Below are 5,663 nucleotides of genomic sequence, written 5' to 3'. Positions count from 1 at the left end.
AATCGACGACACGCTCGAAGGTGTGCCAGTCGAGGTCGCGATATGGCCAGGCGCGGCGGATTTCGGCATGGAGCGCGACCGGATCGAAGGGCGCCGCGCAGGCGGTGCCGAGCACGTGCTGGGCGAGGACGTCGAGGCCGCCGGAAACGGGGTCCTCGCTGTCCTGGGAACCATTCTCGACGGCCTCGAGCGCGGCCTCGCACTCGAGCACCTCGAAGCGGTTGGAGGGGACGAACAGCGCCTTGGACGGCTCGTCGAGCCGGTGATTGGCGCGGCCGATGCGCTGCAGCATGCGGGAGGCGCCCTTGGGGGCACCGACCTGCACGACGAGATCGACATCGCCCCAGTCGATGCCCAGATCGAGGGTGGAGGTGCATACGACGGCGCGCAGGCGACCTTCCGACATCGCCGCCTCGACCTTGCGCCGTTGCTCGACGGCGAGGGAGCCGTGGTGCATGGCGATGGGCAGCATGTCCTCGTTGGCGGCCCACAGCTCCTGGAACAGCAGCTCGGCCTGCGAGCGGGTGTTGACGAACAGCAGCGTGGTGTTGTGGTCCTTGATGGTGCGGTAGAGCTCGGGGATGGCGTAGAGCGCCGAGTGGCCGGCCCAGGGGACGCGCTCCTCGGAGGCGAGGATGCTGATCTCCGGCCTGGCGCCGCCGCTGGCGACCAGCAGTCGTGCCTCGGCATGCGGCAGCGGGGCGGCGATCCAGTCGCGCAGCAGCCCGGGCTGGGCGACCGTGGCACTGAGCGCGGTGATGCGGAGCTGCGGCGCAAGGGTGCCGAGCCGGGCGAGGCCCAGCGCCATCAGCTCGCCGCGCTTGTTGGTGACCATGGCATGCAGCTCGTCGAGCACGATCCGCCTGAGCCCGCCGAACAGCGAGGCCGCATCGGCATGGGAGAGCAGCAAGGCAAGCTGCTCGGGCGTGGTGAGCAGGATGTGCGGCGGAGCCGTGCGCTGGCGCTGGCGCTTGTGCGCCGGGGTATCGCCGGTGCGCGACTCGACCTTGATGGGCAGGCGCATTTCGGCGATTGGGGTGACGAGATTGCGCTCGACATCGACAGCCAGCGCCTTCAGCGGCGAGAGATAGAGGGTGTGGAGCCCGGAGCGCGGTGTGCCGATGAGATCGTTGAGGGTGGGGAGGAACCCGGCGAGCGTCTTGCCGGCGCCGGTTGGGGCGATGAGGAGCGCCGAGGCGCCGGCCTCGGTGGCGGCGAGGACCTCGAGCTGATGGGCGCGCGGGGTCCAGCCCTTGGCGGCGAACCAGCGCTGGATCTCGGGGTGGAGGGGCAAGGGACGTTCCCGGTTTGTGCGCAGTATGGGGGGCGTGGGCGCGGGCGGCAAGAGGGCGACTGATGGGACGGGAGCGCGGGGCCACCCCCACCCTTGGTCCCTCCCCACAAGGGGGAGGGAGCCGACTGAGAGTGCTGCGGACTCGATCAACCTCCCTCCCCTTGTGGGGAGGGGATGAGGGCGGGGGTGCGGGCGCTCGACCTTCAACGGCATTCCCGCCAGCAATGGAATGCAGTAGGGATGCGGCGCCGGAGGGTTTGGCGATGAACGACAATGAACCGCAGGTGCTGCGGCTGACGCCGGAGGCAGCGCTCACCCTGCTGGTGGAGCGGGCGACCGCCCTGCTCTCCGCCAACCGGGCGCGCTTCGCGATCGGGCTGGCAGGCGGGCCGGGAGTGGGGAAATCGACGCTGGCGGTGAAGCTGGTCGAGGCGCTGAACGCGGCCGATCCCGGCATCGCCGCCTACGTGCCGATGGACGGTTTCCACATGCGCCGCAGCAAGCTGGAGCACCTGGGGACGGTGAAGGACAAGGGGGCGCCGCATACGTTCGAGGGCGCCGCGTTTGCAGAATTTCTTGCCGGGCTGAAGGCGGCGACCGGGGCGGTCAGCGGGCCGGGCTATTCACGTGCCATCGAGGACGTGGTGGTCGACGCGTTCGTCGTGCCCGCCAGGGCGAAGGTGCTGGTCGTCGAGGGCAACTACCTGCTGCTCGCCAATGCGCCGTGGTGGCAGGTGCGGCCGCTGCTCGACCTCGCCGTGTTCGTCGATCTGCCGCGCGAGACGGTGAAGGCGCGGCTGCTCAGGCGGCATGCCGAACACGGCCTGTTCAGCGAGGCCCGCAACCGCGAGCATGTCGAGCGGGTCGACCTCGCCAACTACGATCTGGTCAAGCGCTCGCGGGGTCGCGCCGACATCGCCATCGACCTCGTCGCCGAGTCCTGAGATGACCCGGCCCAGCTATCCGTTCGACGTGCGCTCCCGCGATGTCTGGGCCATTGCGCTGCCGGCCTCGGTTGCCTTCATCACCGAGCCGCTGGCCGGGCTGGTCGACATCACGGTGATCGGCCGGCAGGGCGATGCGGCGCTGCTGGGCGGAGTGGTGATCGGCGCGCTGGTGTTCGACTTCATCTTTTCGCTGGCCTATTTCCTCAGGATCGGCACGGCCGGGCTGACGGCGCAGGCGATCGGGGCGCGCGATGCGCGCGACGGGCTGCTGCACGTGGTGCGGGCGATCGGCATCGCGGTGATCGTCGGGCTCGGGATGATCGTGCTGCAGGTGCCGCTGCTCGACCTCTCCAGGCTCGCCATGGCGCCGACGCCGGCGGTTGCCGACGCGTTCGCGACCTATTTCCACGTGCGGATCTGGGCGGCGCCGTTCTCGCTGATCAACTACGCGCTGCTCGGCTGGTTCTATGGCCGGGCGGCGGCCAAGACCGGGATGCTGCTGCAACTGCTCATCCACATCACCAATATCGTGCTTTCGGTGGGGCTGGTCTACGGCCTGGGCTGGGGGGTCGCCGGCGTGGCGCTCGGCACGGTCCTCGGCCAGGTGGCCGCAGCGGGACTCGGGCTTGCCCTGCTCGCCCGGCACTTCGGCGGCGCGCGCCGGCTGATCGGACTGATGACGCCGGCCGAACTGCTGCACGGGCATGCGCTGAAGCGGATGTTCGGCCTGAGCCGCGACCTGATGATCCGTTCGCTGGCATTGATGAGCGCCTATGCCTGGTTCGCGGCGCAAGGCTCGCGGATGGGCGAGGTGCCGCTCGGCGCCAATGCCATCCTGCTCAACTTCCTGATGATCTCGGGCTTCTTCCTCGACGGCATCGCGCAGGCGGCAGAACAGCTGTGCGGCAAGGCGGTGGGCGCCAACTGGCGGCCGGCCTACGAGAGCGCCTATGGGCTGGCGTTTCGCTGGGGAACGCTGCTGGCGCTCGGGCTCGCCATCGTCTGGTTCCTGGGCGGCTGGTTCCTGATCGACTTCATGACGACCAGCGAGCCGGTGCGCGAGTATGCTCGGGGGTTCCTGTGGATCGCGGCGCTCTCGTCGCTCACCGGCATGCCGGCCTTCGTCTATGACGGCATTCTCGTCGGCTCGACGCTGAACGTGGTGATGCGCAACGGCATGGTGCTGGCGCTCGCCATCTTCCTCGTCTCGGTGATCCCGCTGCAGGCGGGACTGGGCAATACCGGGCTGTGGCTGGCGATCCACATCTTCTTCGTGGCGCGCTCGGGCTTCTACTGGTGGGCGCTCGAGCGCAAGAAGGCGGGGCTGTTCACGGCCTAGCCCGGGGGCGAGGAAGGCGGACGGCGATCACGCCGCCCTGAGCAGCTTTCCCGCCAGGGCATCGGCGATGAGCCTGCGCGTCTCGGCCACGCCGTAGAGGGCGATGAAGGAGCCGAAGCGCGGGCCCTGGTCGGCGCCGAGCAACACCTGGTAGATGGCGCCGAACCAATCGCGCAGCGGCTCGAAGGCGTGCGCCTTGCCCACTTCGTAGACGAGGTTCTGCAGGTCCTCGGCGCTGCGTGAGCCTTCGAAGGGCGCGAGCTGATCGGCGAGGTCCTGCAGCGCGGCGCGCTCCTTGTCGGTGGCGGCGCGGAAGCTCTTGGTCGGCTTCACCCGGTCGTTGAAGTAGCGCACGGCATAGCCGGCGAGCCGGTCGAGCTCGGGCTGGGTGGCGGCGGTGGCGCCCGGCACGTAGCGCGAGATGAAGCCCCAGAGCACGTCGGTGTCGTGGGCGTTGGAGGCCGAGGTGATGTTCAGCAAGAGGCTGAAGGTGATCGGCATCGTCGCCGCCGGCGGGTGGCCGAAATGCACGTGGAAGGCCGGGTTTTCGAGGCGAGCGGCGACATCCTGCGCCTGGTAGGCCTCGACGAAGGCGTAATACTCGTCCATGGCGCGCGGGATGACGTCGAAATAGAGGCGCTTGGCGACCCGCGGCTTCTGGAACATGTAGAGTCCCAGGCTCTCGGTCGAGGCGTAGGTCAGCCACTCGTCGATGGTCAGGCCGTTGCCCTTGGACTTCGAGATCTTCTGGCCGTTCTCGTCGAGGAAGAGCTCGTAGACGTAGTGCTCGGGCGCCACGCCGCCGAGGATCTCGCAGATCCGGTCGTAGATGTGGGCGTTGGTCTGGTGGTCCTTGCCGAACATCTCGAAATCGACGCCGAGGGCGGCCCAGCGCATGCCGAAATCGGGCTTCCACTGCAGCTTGACGTGACCGCCGGTGACCGGGAGCGTGGTCTCGGTGCCGTCCTCGTCGTCAAAGGTGACGGTGCCGGCGACGGCATCGACATGCTTCATCGGGACGTAGAGGACGCGACCCGACTGCGGCGAGATGGGGAGGAACGGCGAGTAGGTTTCCTGCCGCTCGGAGCCGAGGGTGGGCAGCATCACCGCCATGATGTCGTCATAGCGCTCGGCGGCGCGACGCAGCACGGCGTCGAACTTGCCGGCCCTGTAGTACTCGGTGGCGCTGGCGAACTCGTAGTTGAAGCCGAACGTATCGAGGAAGCGCCGCAGCATGGCATTGTTGTGCGCGCCGAAGCTCTCGAACTCGTTGGTGAACGGGTCCGGCACCGAAGTCAGCGGCATCTGGATGTAGGGCTCGAGGAAGGCCCGGGACGGCACGTTGTCGGGGATCTTGCGCATCCCGTCCATGTCGTCGGAAAAGCACAGCAGGCGGGTCGGCACCTGGTCGCGGGTCAGGAGCCTGAAGGCGGTGCGCACCATGGTGGTGCGCGCCACCTCGCCGAAGGTGCCGATATGCGGCAGGCCCGAGGGACCGTAGCCGGTCTCGAACAGCACCTCGGTGAGCCCGCGCTTTTCGACGCGGGCCACCAGTTTGCGGGCTTCCTCGAATGGCCAGGCGCGCGCGCTCTGCGCGGCATCGAACAGGTCTGGATCGAGGGTGGGCAGGCTCGCAGGCACGGCAGGCCTCGTCGGGGAACAGGTTGAGAAGGCCGCTCAATTGCCCCAGCCGGGCCCCGGCGTCAATGGACAGCGGCCTTGCCAAGCGTTTCCGGCATGCCTAGGTATGCGCACCTTCAGCCTTCGGAAACGGAAATGGCCCTTTCACTGCACGATGCCCTGATCGCGATCATGGTGGTGACCGCCTCCTCGGACGAGGGCATTTCCTCGCATGAACTCGACTCGATCGAGGATCTGATCATCCGCTCGCCGGCCTTCGAGGGCTTCGACAAGGCGCGCCTCGAAGCGGTAGCCAATGCCGCCGTCGACCGCGTTAACGCCGAGGGGCTCGACAGCGTGCTGGACGCGGCGGTGGCAGTGCTGCCGGATCGGCTGCAGGACACGGCCTATGCCTTCGCGGTGGAAGTTGCGGTGGTGGACCTGCACCTGCCGCAGGAGGAAC

General features: G+C 68.4%; 4 protein-coding genes and 1 pseudogene. 3 read left to right on the top strand and 2 right to left on the bottom strand.

What is annotated here, in order from left to right; translation table 11 throughout:
• Positions 1-1,321: DEAD/DEAH box helicase (locus tag ACE3TU_RS18265; protein ID WP_374626805.1), on the bottom strand; the 1,321-nt coding region annotated here is incomplete at its 3' end.
• A gap of 236 nt (positions 1,322-1,557) precedes the next feature.
• Here ACE3TU_RS18265 and ACE3TU_RS18260 point away from each other — a divergent pair.
• Together ACE3TU_RS18260 and ACE3TU_RS18255 are read left to right on the top strand one after the other, a co-directional pair.
• Complete coding sequence (locus ACE3TU_RS18260; protein ID WP_374626803.1) at positions 1,558-2,238, top strand: nucleoside/nucleotide kinase family protein; 681 nt, start codon at positions 1,558-1,560, stop codon at positions 2,236-2,238.
• 1 nt (position 2,239) lies between these two features.
• Positions 2,240-3,580, top strand: a complete 1,341-nt coding sequence (locus tag ACE3TU_RS18255; protein ID WP_374626800.1) for an MATE family efflux transporter — start codon at positions 2,240-2,242, stop codon at positions 3,578-3,580.
• Between the two features lie 27 nt (positions 3,581-3,607).
• Here the strand turns inward: ACE3TU_RS18255 and ACE3TU_RS18250 are convergent.
• A pseudogene (locus ACE3TU_RS18250) lies at positions 3,608-5,167 on the bottom strand (lysine--tRNA ligase); the annotation flags it as partial.
• A gap of 189 nt (positions 5,168-5,356) precedes the next feature.
• Between ACE3TU_RS18250 and ACE3TU_RS18245 the strand changes: the two are divergent.
• Positions 5,357-5,663, top strand: a 307-nt coding sequence (locus ACE3TU_RS18245) for a tellurite resistance TerB family protein (RefSeq protein WP_374626798.1), incomplete at its 3' end; no start/stop codon positions are given.

The sequence above is a fragment of the Devosia sp. genome, from assembly GCF_041917035.1.
Taxonomy (GTDB): Bacteria; Pseudomonadota; Alphaproteobacteria; order Rhizobiales; family Devosiaceae; genus Devosia_A.
This window is presented reverse-complemented; position numbering and strand designations above follow the sequence as displayed.